A 13,105-nucleotide genomic window follows, 5' to 3' on the forward strand; every position below is an offset into this window, starting at 1 on the left:
CGGCCGGGGAGTGAGGCGGGGGGGGGCGGGCTGGGACGGTGGCGGCCTGCCGGATCTCGGCGGTGGGGCGGTCGCCGGTCAGGGATGCGTCCGGCCCACGCCGGTCGGTTCCTCAGTCGTTGCCCGGGTCAATGCCCGTACGTCTCGCGGCAAATGCGGGCCTGGGGGCTGTCGGGACGCCAGCCGCCGTAGCCCTCACCCAGCGCGCACACGTCCGTCCCCGTGCCGGCCGCCGCCCCCGCCGGAACGGGCACGGGCGGGGACGGCAGGATGCGTGGCAGGCGATCGGCGGCCTTCGGGGGCGCCGCCGGTTCTGCGGGCGCCTGCCGGGCGGAAGCGGGCGCCGGCCGCGCCACGGCGGCCCGGCGCGGGGCCTCCCGTTCGGCGCCACCGCCCGGCGCCGACGGCGTGGGCGCCGGCGGGAGTACGGCCTCCAGTGCCTCCCGGGCCGGTGCCTGCACGATCTGCGGCTGTACATCCTGGGAGAGCCGCGGCAGGTCCGTCGGCGGTGTGTGGGCGGGCCGCGGCTGGACCGCCACACAGCCGGAGACGGCCGAGACCACCACGCCCACCAGGATCATCGCTGAGGTTTTCGTTCGGTGCATCCGCGCAACTTTGCTGGGCGCGAAGTCGTTTGGGGAGGTCGCCGGCGGATTTTGGCCCGCACGAGTGACGCCGTCACTCGCCCGTCATGCCGTCGACGCGCTGCCGGATGAGGTCGGCGTGGCCGTTGTGTCGCGCGTACTCCTCGATCATGTGGGTGTAGATCCAGCGGAGGTTGAAGGTCTCCCCGCTGCGGTGTTTCCCCTCGGCCAGGTCGTCGAGCGAGCGGCCCGCCACGACTTCGCGGGCGTGTGCGATCTCGGCCTGCCAGTGGGTGTTCGCCTCCTCCCAGGTGTCCGTCTCGGCGAGATGGAAATCCGCGTCGGGGTCCTCGGCGGTGTAGAAGAGCGCGGGCGCCTCCTCGCCGGCCAGCGTCCGGCGGAACCAGCCCCGCTCGACCTCCGCCATGTGCCGTACAAGACCGAGCAGCGAGAGCTCGGAGGGCGGGACGGCCACCTGGCGCAGTTGGGCGTCGTCCAGACCGGAACACTTCCAGGCGAGGGTCTCGCGGTGATGCTCCAGCCAGCCGTCCAGCATGGCGCGTTCGTCGGCGGTGGTGGAGGGTTCGGTGCGTTCGGGTGTCTTCATGCCGGACATCCTCACGTACGGATCATGGACGCGCCACGGCTTATCGCCAGGCGTGGCGTCCCCTGCTATCGGCCGAGCATGCCGCGCATCAGTTCACCGAAGCCGGTGCGCAGCTCCTCGCGGCTGGGCACCGCCGAGTGGTACGCGCCTGCTGCGCACGAGAACATCAGCCCTTCGCACCAGGCCACCAGCGACAAGGCGTGGCGCTCCGGTTCCCGCGAGCCGGCCGCGGCCATCATCGCGATCATCGGTTCACGGAACCGCTCCCTGCCCGCCGCGTCGTAGAACTTCCGCAGCTCCGGTCGCCGGGTGGCTTCGAGCCCCAATTCGTACCGGGCCACGAGCAGTCCGCGGTGGCCGCTCAGATGGAGGTGCAGGGCCCGTGCGAGGGCGTCGACGAGGGCGTCGACGCCCTCCGACGGGCCGGGCATCGTCTCCAGGGTGAGCACCCGGGCCTCGCGCTCCGCCAGCCGCCGCACCGTGGCCTCCAGCAGCGCCAGCCGGGTGCGGGCGTAGTTCGACGTCGAGCCCTGGGGCAGCCCGGCGAGTTCGTCCACCGCCCGGTGGGTGAGGCCGCGCATACCGCGCTCGACGAGGAGGGCAAGTGCGGTGTCGGCGATGAGTTCGGCGCGGGGGACTGGAGCGGTGGTGGGAGCGGTCATGATGCCAACCTACCGCCGTGACTACATCTGTAGTACTTTCAATCCCTGGCACTACAACTGTAGTTTCTGAAGGGGAGGCAGCCATGGTCGAGTCCCGTGCCGTCGTCGTGGGAGGCGGAATCGGCGGGCTGACCGCAGCCGTCGCACTGCATCAGCGCGGCTGGCGGGTCACCGTCCTGGAGCGCGCGCCCTCGCTGGAGGCTGTGGGCGCCGGCATCGGCCTCACCCCCAACGGCCAGCGCGCCCTCGACGTCATCGGCCTCGGCGCCGAGATCAGGGAGCTGGCCGCCTGGCAGGGCGACGGGGGCATGCGCTCCCCGAGCGGACGCTGGCTCGCCCGGACGAACAGCGAAGCCGCCGCCGAGCGCTTCGGCGGACCGCTCGTCCTGGTCCACCGGGCCACCCTGATCGACCGACTCGCGTCCCGGCTGCCCGAGGGCGTCGTGCGCACCGGGGCCGCGGCCTCGCTCGCCGACCCCGGTGTCGCGGACGGCCGCCCCGCCGTGGTCACCACCCCCGAGGGCGACATCGAGGCCGACCTCGTCGTCGGCGCCGACGGCATCGGCTCCGCCGTACGCCGCGCGCTCTACCCGGAGCACCCCGCCCCGGCGTACTCCGGACTGACCACCTGGCGGGTGGTCGTGCCCGCACCGGACCGCCCCTTCGAACCCCATGAGACCTGGGGGCGCGGGACGTTGTGGGGCACCCAGCCGCTCAAGGACGGCCGCGTCTACGCGTACGCCGCGGCGGCCGTCCCCGCCGGAGGCCGCGCGCCCAACGGGGAGAAGGCCGAACTGCTGCGCCGCTTCGGCGACTGGCACGACCCGGTCCCCGCGATCCTCGCCGCCGCCGACCCCGGCCGGATCCTGCGGCACGACGTGCACCACATGACCACCCCGCTGCCCGCATTCCACCGGGGCAGAACCGTGCTCATCGGCGACGCGGCACACCCCATGGCGCCCACCATGGGCCAGGGCGGCAACCAGGCCATCGAGGACGGCATCGTCCTCGCCCACCACGCCCCGTCCCCCGAAGGCCTCGGCGCCGGCCTCGCGACGTACTCCGCCGCACGCCTGCCGCGCACCACGGGCATCGTCCGCAAGTCGGCGCGCATCGTTCGCCTGGTCAGCCTCGGTGCCGCCCCGGCCGTCGCCCTGCGCGACACCCTGATATCCCTCTCCCGGTTCGGCCCCGGCCTCGCTCTGCGCACCTTGGACGGCATCGCCGACTGGCGCCCCCCGCAGCGCACGTATGCTGCCCGGACACGGGACCGCCAGGTCCAGGACCCACACATCCAGCGTTAGGGAGGCCCCTGTGAAGGTTGGCGTCATCGGGCTCGGGGACATCGCGCAGAAGGCATATCTGCCCGTACTGGCCACCCGGCCGGGGCTCGAACTGCACCTGCAGACCCGCACCCCCGCCACCCTGCACAGGATCGCCGAGACCCACCGCATCCCGGACGGGCAGTGCCACACCGACCTGGACGCACTGCTCGCCCAGGGCCTGGACGCCGCGTTCGTGCATGCGCCGACGGCCGTGCACCCCGAGATCGTGACCCGGCTCCTGGAGGCGGGCGTACCGACGTACGTCGACAAGCCGCTCGCGTACGAGCTCGACGAGTCGGAGCGGCTGGTGCGCCTCGCCGACCAGCGCGGCGTCAGCCTGGCCGTCGGGTTCAACCGCCGTCTCGCGCCCGGCTACGCGCAGTGCGTCGAGCATCCCCGCGAGCTGATCCTGATGCAGAAGAACCGGGTCGGCCTGCCCGAGGACCCGCGCACCCTCGTCCTCGACGACTTCATCCATGTCATCGACACCCTGCGCTTCCTGGTGCCCGGCGAGATCGAGCACGTCGACGTACGGGCCCGGATCATCGACGGCCTCATGCACCACGTCGTGCTCCAGCTCTCCGGCGACGGCTTCACCGCCATCGGCACCATGAACCGGATGAACGGCTCCACCGAAGAGATCCTCGAAGTCTCCGGGCAGGACACCAAGCGTCAGGTCCTCAACCTTGCGGAGATCGTGGACCACAAGGGCCAGCCGAGTGTCCGCCGCCGCGGCGACTGGGTGCCCGTCGCCCGCCAGCGCGGCATCGAGCAGTCCGTCGTGTCCTTCCTGGACGCCGTACGGGCCGGAAAGCTGCTCAGCGCCCAGGACGCGCTGCTGACCCATGAGCTGTGCGAGCGTGTGGTCCGCGTGGCCGCCGAGCAGGCTGCCTGAACGCGCGCACGCCCTCGGCGGCGCACAGCAGGGCCAGCACGGCCAGCGCGCCGTGGACGGCCCAGTCGCCGGCCCTGACGTACAGGGTGCTCCCGCGGGCCAGTGGTACGTCGTACACCGCGGCCTCGCTGCGGTCGGTCCCCAGCGGTGAGCCGATGCGCTCACCCTCGGGTCCGTATACCGCGCTCACGCCGGTGAGGGTCGCGTGCACCACCGGGCGGCCGTTCTCGGCGGCCCGCAGTGCCGCGAGCGACGCGTGCTGCTCGGGCGCCCAGCTGCCCTGGAACGTCGAGGTCGCCGACTGGGTGACCAGCAGCTGGGCGCCGCCCCTGGTGAGCTTGCGGCTCATGTCGGGGAAGGCGGACTCGAAACACACCAGGGGCCCGACGCGCAGGCCGTCCGCGGCGTCGTAGGGCAGAGCCATCACCACCGGCCTCGTGCCGCGCATGCGGTCCTCGCCCGCCGCCTTGCCCACCGAGGTCGCCCAGCCGAGCAGCGAGCGCGCGGGGACGTACTCGCCGAAGGGCACCAGCCGCATCTTGTCGTAGCGGTAGCCGGTCGGGCCCCGGGGGCCGACCAGCACGGAGCTCTTGAAGATGCCGGGCCGGTCGGAGCGCCGCGCGTCCACATTGACCAGTACGTCCGCGCCGACCCGCCGGGACACGGCGGCCAGCCGGTCCGCCAGATCCGGACGGCGCGCCAAGTCCTCCCCGACGCTGCTCTCGCCCCAGATCACCAGATCGATGTCCTGCCCGGCGAGTTCGCGGGTCAGGGTCTCGCTGCGGGCGAAGCGCCGCTCGGCGCCGCCGATGCCGTCGATGATGCCGGGCTGGACAACCGCGATCCGGGCCTGGCCCGTCCGCTCCGGGCGCGGGGCCCACCCCCAGGCCGCCGCCGTCAGCAGAGCGCAGGCCAGCACGCCCGCCGCCACCGGGGTACGGGCCGTGGGCACCGCCACCAGTACGGTGACGCCGGTGTTCGCCGCGACCACCAGCAGGCTCACCAGCCACACGCCGCCGACCGAGGCCGCCCGCAGCGCCGGAGCGACCTGCCACTGGCTCGAACCGAGCAGCCCCCACGGGCCGCCCAAGCCCTCCCAGGACCTGACCAGTTCGACCATCAGCCAGCCCGCGGGGAGCGCCGCGAGCGCCGCTGTCGCGCGGGCGGCCGACGGCGCGCCGCCGAGCATCGACCGGACCAGCCAGCCCCACGGCAGCCACAGCAGGGCGAGCAGCGCGGCCAGCACCACGATGAACACATGCAGGCTCGGCATCAGCCAGTGATGTGCGGCGACCATGAAACCCGTACCGCCGAGCCAGCCGTCCAGCGCCGCCCGCCGGCCCGTGGGCGCCGAGCGGATCAACAGCATCCACGGGACGAGGGCGACGTACGCGAACCACCACAGGGACGGCGCCGGAAACGCGAGCGCGGGCAGCGCGCCGAGCACCACCGCGGTCGCACCACGCCACCAGGGCGACGAAAGCCGCTCCCACCGGCCGGCCGGAATCCGCATGCGGCGCCTCCTCATCGTGCCCCGTGAGAAGTCTCTGCCCCCAGTGTGGGGGAGCATGAGGATCGCGGACAGTGGGCCGGTCCGGGGGTCGGCCGGGGCTGGGCGCCCGGCGTGTCAGCGGGCGCCGTGCGCCCCCGTCGTACGCCGCCACTTCTCCTCGACGACCACAGCGAGCAGCCGCCAGCCGCCTTCCGTCCGGCGCAGGCTGAACGTGTACCGGCCGCCGGACTCGAAGTTGGGGGCCGTCGACTGCTCGGCGCCGTTGGAGTGGTCGGGCTCGGTTTCGAGACGCATGGGGTTCAGGTAGTCGGCCTGGAGTTCGGCGCGGTCCCCCGTGTCACCGTTGAGGTTCTCCAGCCGCAGGCGCCTGTTGACGATGAAGTGCTGGCGTACGGGAAAGAGGCGCATCGTCTCCGCCAGCCATCCGGCGACCTCGCCGGCCGGCCCCTCGATGCCGCCCGCCGTCCGGTAGTCGGCCCGGCCGTCGGGGGTGAACAGGGCCCGGTAGTCGAGCCAGTTGCCGTCGTCCACCGCCACCGCGTAACCGGTGATCACCGAGTCGATGGCAAGTCGGTCCATTACGGTCGAGAGCTCCACACGCTGCGTCATCGGGTCAGTCTCTGGCAGCGGGGGCCCCGCGCCAAGAGCTCGACCGCCCGCATCTCCCGTATCTGCCGGAACTGCGCCGGGCGCACCCGTCAGTGCGCGAAGACCGCGCGGAGCTTCGCCTCGGCCTCGCTGCCCAGGTTGCTGTGGACCAGCTCGGCCCGCCCGCCGGGGAACGCCTGCCGCGAACCCCGTCATCACCGCGCGGGAGACGGGCACGGCTTCCCGGAGCCGTCCGGTCCGCCGGGCAGCCGTTTTCCTGGACCCCGCAGCCATGCGCCCCTCCGGATCCGCCGCACCGTCACTGGTGCGGCTACCGACCATCGTGGGTCGGGGGATCGCGGAGTCTCATCTGTTGCTGGGCTGTACGGGTGACGGTCAGGCGGCTTCGGTGACCTCGCCGCGTACCGCGGCGGCCCACTTCAGCAGGAGCATCTCGTACTCCTCTGCCGGCCATTCCGACCCGTCCGCGCGCGACTCGACCAGCGCGCGGATTGCCTCGTTCGCATCGGTCAGGGACCGCACGGAACCAGACGGCGGGGGAGAGGGGTACATGCGATAAGAGTACGGGCAGATACGCACAGTAGGCACCAGGTCGGCAATGATTTTCCTTGGAGATCGCGCCTGACCAGCATCTCTCTGTTTAAAAGGGGCGCCATGCGCATGTCGCCGCATGACCCGGCACCCCGGAAACGCCACTTTGCGTGACGACAGTCCCGTGCGGCGGCGGAAGTAGATCTTCCTGCGGGCCTTGAACGGGTGCTCGCGTTACCCGAGTGGCACACGCTCGTGGCAAGTGCCTGTCAGGAGTTGACCGTACGGGGTGACGCGCGAGGCTCTCCGTCCATTGGGGACAATGGGAGTCGACCAGGTCACGGAGAGCGGTGCTCACCACGTAACAGGAGATCTTCCACCGTGTCCGAGAAACGCGATCATACGGAACCTGCCGCCGACATGGACCCCCTCAGCCTGCGAGCCGACTGCGAGAGTTGCTTCGGCCTTTGCTGTGTCGCGCTGACCCGCACGGTCTCGGCCGACTTCGCGATCAACAAGGACGCCGGGGACCCCTGCCCGAATCTGCGGCCGGACTACCGCTGCGGCATCCACAACCGCCTGCGGCCGCAAGGATTTCAGGGCTGCACCGTGTACGACTGCTTCGGCGCGGGACAGAAGGTCTCCCGGGTCACCTTTGAGGGAAAGAGCTGGCGCGAAGCCCCGGACGCCGCGCAGCAGATGTTCGCCATTCTCCCGATCATGCGCCAGCTCCACGAGTTGCTCTGGTATCTGAGCGAGGCGCTGACACTGCGACAGGCCCGCCCGCTGCACCGTGAGATCGGCCGCGTACTCGACAAGACCGAACGCCTCACGCTCGCCACTCCCGACAGTCTCGTGGAATTGGATGTGGCGGCGCACCGGGGAGAGGTCAATACGCTGCTGCTGCGCACGAGCGAACTCGTACGCGGCGGGGCCCGGCGGCAGAAGAAGAAGGAACGCCGAGGCGCCGACCTCATGGGGGCCGACCTCAGGGGCGCCGACCTCAGCAGCGCCAATCTGCGCGGGGCCTACCTCATCGGCGCCGACCTCAGGGGCGCCGACCTGAGAGAAGCCGACCTGATCGGGGTCGACTTCAGGGACGCCGACCTCGGTGGCGCCGATCTCACCGGGAGCCTCTTCCTCACCCAGGCCCAGATCAACGCGGCCAAGGGCGACTCCGGTACGAAGCTGCCGCCCAGGCTCACCCGCCCGACGCGCTGGTAGAGCTCCGGACCGCCCCGGGCTTCGCTCGCGCGGGTGACCTGCTCCGAGCGCCTCCCGGCGCACCCGGCGTCCTACCGGTAAGCAAGCCCTGTCCCGGAAGAACCTTTGGACAGGAGTCCCCCTTGCTCAGCATCCCTGTAAGGTGCTCTGCCCGCGCCGTCATGTCCGCCTTCGCCGCGGCCACGCTCATGGCCGCGATGTCCCTGGTCACCGCCGCTCCGGCGGTCGCCGCCGGCGACACCGCCCCGGCGTGCATTGCCCGTGACGTCATCAAGCAGGAAAAGAGGGCCTGGACGACCAACAACTGCGGCCGGCGGATGCATATCCAGCTCGTCGTCAAGAACGGGCCCGACGGGCGCTGCTGGTCCACTTCTCCGGGCGAGCGCCTCGAGTGGAAGTGGGGGATGGGCTCATACGGTCGCATCGCGCTCTGCTGACGGAAGGGCCTTTCCTCATTCGCGACTTCAGCGCTGCACGGCTTCGGCGCTTCGCGGTCTCAGGGCCGCGCAGAGGCGGATGAGAACACGGGAGAGTGGAGTAGAGGGCGAATTGAATGAATACGGGCAGTTACTGACCGTGGATATGCCTCGCGCCCTCTACGCTTACGCCGATGATTGAGACCATCGTCTTCGATGTCGGCGAAACCCTCGTCCGTGACGACCGTTACTGGGCGTCGTGGGCCGACTGGCTCGGCATTCCAAGACACACCATGTCCACGCTCGTCGGCGCCGTCACCGCTCAGAGCCGTGACAACGCCGACGCCCTGCGCCTCATCAAGCCCGGCATGGATGTGCGTGAGGCGTACCGGGCGCGCGAGGCGGCGGGACGCGGTGAACACCTCGACGAGACCGACCTGTACTCCGATGTGCGCCCGGCCCTCGCCGGCCTCCGCGGCCTGGGGGTGCGGGTCGTCGTAGCGGGAAACCAGACGGGCCGGGCCGGTGAACTTCTGCGCGGCCTCGACCTTCCGGTGGATCTGGTGGTGACGTCGGCCGAGTGGGGCGTGGCGAAGCCCACGGACGAATTCTTCGCCCGGGTCGTCGAGATCGCGGGCGCCGACCCGCACGAGACCATGTACGTCGGCGACCACCCGGTGAACGACCTCTACCCGGCGAAGAAGGCGGGCCTACGGGCCGCGCACATTCGCCGCGGGCCGTGGGGCTATCTGTGGGCGGACGACCCCGAGGTCGTCGCAGCGGCGGACTGGCGCATCGACTCCCTCACCGAACTCACCCCGATCGTCACCGGCTGAACCGACACGGACCGGACATCGGCCGACGGTGCATCAAGTCAGCGGCCCCGCCCGGGCGTTACGGGCGGGGCTCTTCGCGCCGGGGCCAGTACCAACAGGTACGGATGGGTATCACATCCTCGGGGCATCCAACCGCCTCGCCCCACGACGGGGCCTCCCCACCCCGGAGGAGGACGTATGGCCTGGTATCCGGGCGCCACGAAGATGGAACTGCAACCGGAGTCGGACGGCCAAGCGGCAATCCGGCCCACGCAGTTCATCCTGCATTCGGTGATCGCGCCGTGGACCGCGCGCCGCATCTACGAGTACTGGCGCGACAGCACCAACCTGGAATCGCACTTCGGCCTCGGTTACGCGGGCGACCTCGGTCAGTACATCGGGACCGAGACCCGCGCCGACGCGAACGCCGCGGCCAACAGACGCCCCGACGGTACGGGCGCGGTGTCCATCGAGACCGCGTCCAATCTGCGGGGCTCCGACCCGTGGACGGCGCAGCAACTGGAGAAGCTCATTGAGCTGGGCGTGTGGCTGCACCGCACGCACGGCATTCCGCTGCGCGTCTGCCGGTCCGCATCGGACCCGGGCTTCGGTTACCACCGGCTGCACCCGGCCTGGGCCGTGGCCGGCACGGCCTGCCCCGGCAACGCACGGGTGAAGCAGTTCAAGGAGAAGGTCTTCCCCGCCATCGTCGCCCGCGCAACCAACCAGGAGGACGACATGCCCGAGACGCTCGGCCGCTACGACGACACCGAGAGGGCCTTGGTGCCCCGCCAGTGGAAGAACGTCACGATCAGCGGCGTCGACCTGCTCACCGGCGCGAAGTCGTACACCGCGTCGGTGTGGCTCAACCTCACCGCACCGGCGGGCGCCACCGTGCAGGGCCGCTTCTACCACTACCGGACCGACGGCTCCCGCTGGACGGCCGGGATCACCGAGCGCCTCGCCACGGGCGGTGGCAGTTTCCTCGACTTCCACAATTCGGGGTCCATCGCGTCCAGCGAGAGGCTCCGCTTCGAGGTGGTCTACTACCCGGTTCACAGCACCGACGAGCAGCCGGTCACGATCAGCTCCACCCGGGCCCGCGGCCTGTACTGGAAGTAGGCGTGGCAGGGCTCCGGGCTTTACGGAGGGGGTGGATCAGAAGGGGATGGTGCCGCTGCCGGAGATCCGCAGCCGTCCGCTGCCGATGGCCGTGGGCGTCGCGACGACCGGGCACTCCTCGCCGCCGGGCAGCAGGAGGGACACGTCGACGTCCTTCATGGCGGTGTAGAAGTCCTCCGCGGCCTCGCGGGTCTGCACACTGCCGCCCCACTGGCTGAGCGCACCGGAGGGGCCGGAACTCAGTGTGGCTTCGACTTCGATCTTCGAGTCGCCGGCGATGAGGGTCGCGGGGCCCTGATAGTTACTCATGGCCCCAGTGTGCGCCTGTCAGGTGCCCGGCCTTACCCAACTGGCCCGCACGGCGGTCGCGCAGCCCGGAAATGAGGTGCTCGCCAACCAGCGGCCGACTATCGTGGAAGTGGTCCGGGAGCGAAGGCTCCGGACGTTGGACTGAGGCCCCTCGCCCACGGGGGATACCGGGCGAGGGGCTTCGTCGTGCTCTGTGCCTGCCGCCTACTTGTCGTCGCGGCGCATGGAGTCCTTCATGCCTTCGGCACGCTCGCGGGCCTCGTTCCCGGCGTCCTTGGCCCGGCCCTTGGCCTGGTCCGTCTTGCCTTCGGCTTCCTGACGTCGGTCGCCCGTCATCTTGCCCATGGCTTCCTTGGTCTTGCCCTTGAACTTGTCCTTGGCGCTTTCGTCAGTCACTGCTGCTCCTAGAGCGGTACGGTTGCTTACCGTCTCAAAGTAGGACAGAACGCCGAAATGTGCCCGTGTGCTGCCGCCGTTCGGTAGAAGCAGCCCCCGGTCAGCCCGCCGACTCGCCCGCGTGCGGGCTGAGCACACCCATGCCGACCAGGATGAACAGCACGATGCCGAGGACGATCCGGTAGATCACGAACGGCATGAAGCTCTTGGTCGTAATGAACTTCATGAACCAGTTCAAGTCGAGGTTCTGAGCGGCTCTGACCTGCTGTTTCCACCACTCACAAGATTGAATGGGAGAGCAGTGGGAGATGGCACTTTCCAGTGCTCTCCCTCGCCAGCCACGAAACGCAGCCACCTAGTTTGCAGCAAATCGGCGATCTCCGGCTCCATGGTTAGGGGAACGTGCGAGACCTTCCACGCCGGCGACCTCGTGGCCCATGCGGGTCTCCACGGCTATGCGACTGTGTCGATCTTCGTCCAGCCACTCCTTGCCGCCGTGACGAAGCAGGTACAGCCGCTTCCCGGCGTACGCGGTCGCGGGGACCTCCGGAAGGGGACGGCGGGAGGTGACCAGCTGGGCTGGTTCAGGCGGACCCTCTTGAATTCCTCGGAGGCCGGTCGACCGCGCAAGACCGGCTGCCAGTAGTAGTAGCTGAAGTTTCCGTTGGACAGCAGCCCGCCGCCAATAGCCGGGAACAGGTACTCGTGGTCATGGATGGCGAAGAGCGCCGTGAGCCTTTTCCATCTTCAGCCTGAGCTGGCCAGATGCAGGGTGAGGACAGCCTGAACAAGGCTCGTGATGCGGGTGGTCGAGCAGCGGAGCTTGCGGAGAAGCCGCCAGGACTTGAAGGTGGCGACGGCATGCTCGACCAGGGCCCGGATCTTCGTGTGGGACCGGTTGACGGCCTGCTGGCCTGTGGAGAGCGTCTCCCACCGGCCGCGGCCTGGTCACGACGGTTCTGGACCAGGATGTCGAGGACGTCGCCGTCGGCATCGACAGCCCTCCACAAGTACTTCTGCACGCCGTTGATCTTGACGAAGACCTCGTCCAGATGCCACTTGTCACCAGGCCGGGCACGTCGTCGGCGCAGCGCGTTTGCGTACGCCTGACCGAACTTCAGACACCAACGCCGGACCGTCTCGTAGGACACGGTCACGCCGCGCTCGAGCATCAGCTCCTCGACCTCGCGGAAGCTGAGCGGGAAGCGGAAGTACAGCCACACACAATGAGAGATCACCTCGACCGGGTAGCGGTGATTCGCGTACGACGGCACCACTGACTGCCTCCCCAGACGGACAACCCGAAGATCATCCCACCCCCACCCGGACAACGTGACAGCACCGTGGGGAGTGGCAGGTGAGAGTGAAGCGCCTCTCTGCCCAGCGGAGCGCATTCCCCCCAGATTCCCCCCAGGCCCCTCGGAGGCGCCCTTCAAGACGTTTGCGAATGTGAAATTTGTTCATGGGTGGGGCCGCTGCCTATAGCCAGTCGCGCTTCTTGAAGATGACGTAGAGGCTGACGCAGACCACCGCCATCAGCAGGATTGCGAAGGGGTAGCCGCCCGCCCACTTCAGCTCCGGCATGTCCTCGAAGTTCATGCCGTAGATGGTTCCCACGAGTGTGGGTGCAAACAAGATGGCTGCCCACGAGGAGATCTTCTTGAAGTCGTCACCCCCACACCGCTGACCTGCGGAAATCGCCCGAACAGGCGGTCCGACCTGCGGCGATCGGCCTTTCCGACCCTTTCACCGTGCTGCCCGTTTGTACGGCCGATCCTCCCCAGCCGCTCCCCAACGGGGCTCATTCTCCCCAGATTCTCCCCAGGTGAGGCTGCTTCGGATGGAGGCTTTCCGCTGGCCGGCCGACGATCTGAGCGACGGGAAGGGTTACGCGATGTAGTGGTGGCGGGGCGGGAGTAGGCGGCAGAGGTGGTGCCGGCGGTCTGCTATTTTTCCCACCACTCGTCATCTGCTCTGAGCGCCCCCGAATGGCGTTGCTACGTCCTCACGGTCCCGCCCCGCCACCAGCGCGACCACTGCCCGGAACTGCAGGGCCTCCTGCGTAGACGGCAACGGATTGTCGTCCAACCACCCAGA

At 69.7% G+C, this 13,105-nt stretch carries 14 protein-coding genes and 4 pseudogenes; 6 read left to right on the top strand and 12 right to left on the bottom strand.

Translation table 11 applies throughout. From position 1 onward, the window contains the following. Positions 1 to 128: 128 nt before the first annotated feature. The 3 genes from QMK30_RS11820 to QMK30_RS11830 form a co-directional block, all read right to left on the bottom strand. Positions 129 to 605: a hypothetical protein gene (locus QMK30_RS11820; RefSeq protein ID WP_283517478.1), complete on the bottom strand. Its 477-nt coding sequence runs from the start codon at positions 603 to 605 to the stop codon at positions 129 to 131. 73 nt (positions 606 to 678) lie between these two features. After that, the gene (locus QMK30_RS11825; RefSeq protein WP_283517480.1) at positions 679 to 1,191 is read right to left on the bottom strand and encodes a DinB family protein; all 513 of its coding nucleotides are present in this window, start codon (positions 1,189 to 1,191) and stop codon (positions 679 to 681) included. Positions 1,192 to 1,256: 65 nt separating this feature from the next. After that, a complete protein-coding gene (locus QMK30_RS11830) occupies positions 1,257 to 1,853 on the bottom strand; it encodes a TetR/AcrR family transcriptional regulator (RefSeq protein WP_283517482.1) in 597 nt (198 codons plus the stop codon). A gap of 83 nt (positions 1,854 to 1,936) precedes the next feature. Here QMK30_RS11830 and QMK30_RS11835 point away from each other — a divergent pair, with 83 nt between their 5' ends. Then, entirely contained in the window at positions 1,937 to 3,157 is a 1,221-nt protein-coding gene (locus tag QMK30_RS11835) for an FAD-dependent oxidoreductase (protein WP_283517483.1), read from the top strand. Between the two features lie 10 nt (positions 3,158 to 3,167). Continuing rightward, on the top strand, positions 3,168 to 4,073 hold the full coding sequence (locus QMK30_RS11840; protein WP_283517484.1) for a Gfo/Idh/MocA family protein: 906 nt from the start codon (positions 3,168 to 3,170) through the stop codon (positions 4,071 to 4,073). Here QMK30_RS11840 and lnt read toward each other — a convergent pair. From lnt to QMK30_RS11855, 3 genes are all read right to left on the bottom strand, one after another. Next, a complete protein-coding gene (gene lnt / locus QMK30_RS11845) occupies positions 3,997 to 5,586 on the bottom strand; it encodes an apolipoprotein N-acyltransferase (RefSeq protein ID WP_283517486.1) in 1,590 nt (529 codons plus the stop codon). The genes QMK30_RS11840 and lnt overlap by 77 nt on opposite strands. A gap of 114 nt (positions 5,587 to 5,700) precedes the next feature. Then, the gene (locus QMK30_RS11850; protein WP_283517488.1) at positions 5,701 to 6,195 is read right to left on the bottom strand and encodes a nuclear transport factor 2 family protein; all 495 of its coding nucleotides are present in this window, start codon (positions 6,193 to 6,195) and stop codon (positions 5,701 to 5,703) included. Between the two features lie 375 nt (positions 6,196 to 6,570). Continuing rightward, the gene (locus tag QMK30_RS11855; RefSeq protein ID WP_283517490.1) at positions 6,571 to 6,747 is read right to left on the bottom strand and encodes a hypothetical protein; all 177 of its coding nucleotides are present in this window, start codon (positions 6,745 to 6,747) and stop codon (positions 6,571 to 6,573) included. Positions 6,748 to 7,146: 399 nt separating this feature from the next. Between QMK30_RS11855 and QMK30_RS11860 the strand changes: the two genes are divergently transcribed. From QMK30_RS11860 to QMK30_RS11875, 4 genes are all read left to right on the top strand, one after another. Then, positions 7,147 to 7,950: a pentapeptide repeat-containing protein gene (locus QMK30_RS11860; protein WP_283517751.1), complete on the top strand. Its 804-nt coding sequence runs from the start codon at positions 7,147 to 7,149 to the stop codon at positions 7,948 to 7,950. A gap of 161 nt (positions 7,951 to 8,111) precedes the next feature. Then, positions 8,112 to 8,387, top strand: coding sequence for an alpha-amylase inhibitor (locus QMK30_RS11865; RefSeq protein ID WP_283517491.1), 276 nt, complete (start codon positions 8,112 to 8,114; stop codon positions 8,385 to 8,387). 173 nt (positions 8,388 to 8,560) lie between these two features. Next, positions 8,561 to 9,202, top strand: a complete 642-nt coding sequence (locus QMK30_RS11870; protein WP_283517492.1) for an HAD family hydrolase — start codon at positions 8,561 to 8,563, stop codon at positions 9,200 to 9,202. A 177-nt stretch (positions 9,203 to 9,379) separates the two neighbouring features. After that, a complete protein-coding gene (locus QMK30_RS11875) occupies positions 9,380 to 10,303 on the top strand; it encodes an N-acetylmuramoyl-L-alanine amidase (protein WP_283517493.1) in 924 nt (307 codons plus the stop codon). Positions 10,304 to 10,339: 36 nt separating this feature from the next. On the opposite strand, the gene QMK30_RS11880 is transcribed toward QMK30_RS11875, so the two are convergent. The 6 genes and pseudogenes from QMK30_RS11880 to QMK30_RS11905 form a co-directional block, all read right to left on the bottom strand. Further along, positions 10,340 to 10,612: a DUF4873 domain-containing protein gene (locus QMK30_RS11880; protein WP_283517494.1), complete on the bottom strand. Its 273-nt coding sequence runs from the start codon at positions 10,610 to 10,612 to the stop codon at positions 10,340 to 10,342. A gap of 204 nt (positions 10,613 to 10,816) precedes the next feature. After that, on the bottom strand, positions 10,817 to 11,008 hold the full coding sequence (locus tag QMK30_RS11885) for a CsbD family protein (RefSeq protein WP_283517496.1): 192 nt from the start codon (positions 11,006 to 11,008) through the stop codon (positions 10,817 to 10,819). Between the two features lie 100 nt (positions 11,009 to 11,108). Further along, positions 11,109 to 11,240 (bottom strand): annotated as a pseudogene (locus QMK30_RS11890) (undecaprenyl-diphosphatase); the annotation flags it as partial. A gap of 515 nt (positions 11,241 to 11,755) precedes the next feature. After that, positions 11,756 to 11,956 (bottom strand): annotated as a pseudogene (locus QMK30_RS11895) (transposase family protein); the annotation flags it as partial. Next, positions 11,944 to 12,300, bottom strand: a pseudogene (locus QMK30_RS11900) (IS6 family transposase); the annotation flags it as partial. The pseudogenes QMK30_RS11900 and QMK30_RS11895, both read right to left, overlap by 13 nt. 187 nt (positions 12,301 to 12,487) lie before the next feature. Continuing rightward, positions 12,488 to 12,673: pseudogene (locus QMK30_RS11905) on the bottom strand (CorA family divalent cation transporter); the annotation flags it as partial. Positions 12,674 to 13,105: the final 432 nt, after the last annotated feature.

The organism is Streptomyces sp. H27-C3 (genome assembly GCF_030063415.1).
In the GTDB taxonomy this organism is placed as follows: Bacteria; Actinomycetota; Actinomycetes; order Streptomycetales; family Streptomycetaceae; genus Streptomyces.

What these genes read in the sequence shown, in the direction of transcription:
- QMK30_RS11870 (WP_283517492.1), top strand. Translation starts at nt 8,561, where the DNA reads ATGATTGAGACCATCGTCTTCGATGTCGGCGAAACCCTCGTCCGTGAC.
- QMK30_RS11825 (WP_283517480.1), bottom strand. Translation starts at nt 1,191, where the DNA reads ATGAAGACACCCGAACGCACCGAACCCTCCACCACCGCCGACGAACGC.
- QMK30_RS11830 (WP_283517482.1), bottom strand. Translation starts at nt 1,853, where the DNA reads ATGACCGCTCCCACCACCGCTCCAGTCCCCCGCGCCGAACTCATCGCC.
- QMK30_RS11855 (WP_283517490.1), bottom strand. Translation starts at nt 6,747, where the DNA reads ATGTACCCCTCTCCCCCGCCGTCTGGTTCCGTGCGGTCCCTGACCGAT.
- QMK30_RS11820 (WP_283517478.1), bottom strand. Translation starts at nt 605, where the DNA reads ATGCACCGAACGAAAACCTCAGCGATGATCCTGGTGGGCGTGGTGGTC.
- QMK30_RS11880 (WP_283517494.1), bottom strand. Translation starts at nt 10,612, where the DNA reads ATGAGTAACTATCAGGGCCCCGCGACCCTCATCGCCGGCGACTCGAAG.
- QMK30_RS11860 (WP_283517751.1), top strand. Translation starts at nt 7,147, where the DNA reads ATGGACCCCCTCAGCCTGCGAGCCGACTGCGAGAGTTGCTTCGGCCTT.
- QMK30_RS11835 (WP_283517483.1), top strand. Translation starts at nt 1,937, where the DNA reads ATGGTCGAGTCCCGTGCCGTCGTCGTGGGAGGCGGAATCGGCGGGCTG.
- QMK30_RS11865 (WP_283517491.1), top strand. Translation starts at nt 8,112, where the DNA reads ATGTCCGCCTTCGCCGCGGCCACGCTCATGGCCGCGATGTCCCTGGTC.
- lnt (WP_283517486.1), bottom strand. Translation starts at nt 5,586, where the DNA reads ATGCGGATTCCGGCCGGCCGGTGGGAGCGGCTTTCGTCGCCCTGGTGG.
- QMK30_RS11875 (WP_283517493.1), top strand. Translation starts at nt 9,380, where the DNA reads ATGGCCTGGTATCCGGGCGCCACGAAGATGGAACTGCAACCGGAGTCG.
- QMK30_RS11850 (WP_283517488.1), bottom strand. Translation starts at nt 6,195, where the DNA reads ATGACGCAGCGTGTGGAGCTCTCGACCGTAATGGACCGACTTGCCATC.